Origin of the sequence: Clostridium psychrophilum (assembly GCF_018861705.1) — a bacterium.
Lineage (GTDB): Bacteria > Bacillota > Clostridia > Clostridiales > Clostridiaceae > Clostridium_AD > Clostridium_AD psychrophilum.
Map to the genome: position 1 here is coordinate 1 of NZ_JAHLEC010000266.1, position 803 is coordinate 803.

At 31.6% G+C, this 803-nt stretch carries 1 protein-coding gene; it reads right to left on the reverse strand.

What is annotated here, in order from left to right:
* Positions 1-53 precede the first annotated feature (53 nt).
* Positions 54-365: a transposase gene (locus KPL38_RS19400; protein ID WP_216290765.1), complete on the reverse strand. Its 312-nt coding sequence runs from the start codon at positions 363-365 to the stop codon at positions 54-56.
* Positions 366-803: the final 438 nt, after the last annotated feature.

The following is an 803-nucleotide window of genomic DNA, read 5'->3' on the forward strand; positions in this document are numbered from 1 at the left end:
GTTCTATGCCCAGAATGTGATGCAAATATGATAATCAAAGGACGATGAGATTATCATATTTGCTTGGCATAAGGGTTTTTACTCGACCGTAGGGAGATTTTGTTCTTTATTATAGACTGCTTTGCAAGTTTGCGAGATGATCTTATTCCATTAAAATATCCATAAACAAATAATTTAAGCATATTTTTAGGACTAAACATTGGTCTTCCTGAGATATTGTTATTTCCTATTTTAAATCCTAAAGATTCAATGTCTAATGTATCAATAATTTTATCGATAACCCTAACTTCGCTATCGGATTTCACATAATCTTCAAGACATTCAACGCTCGCTTGTAGCCTATCTCTTCCCCCAATATAGTTCATAACTTATCCTTCTCCTTTAGTATAATATATTGTTTATATTATACTAAAATAATTAGACGATTAATAGCTTATTTTAGGTTTTCGCACAGCCTGCCGGGGGTCTTTGTGAGGCGGAGGCGAACTTGACGAGTTGTGGGGTTTGGACAGTTACCTAAAAATAATAAGGGCTGGCATAATAAAATAACATTTAGCATGGCTATAATGTTTTATAGACGGTTTACATTTATTGGTCTTCTGACACATAGCCATCAACCTAACAAACCCAATAAATGTTAAAATAATTATTGACTTTTCTTAAAATTTATATAAAAAACAGCTTAATATTACATATAGGTGAATTGAAAAAGTAACTTCCACTTTGCAGAGTTAACTTCCACCGTAAAAAGAGTTGAAAAAGTTTTTCAATAAAAAAACGTTTATTTTTGCTATTCTTCTAAC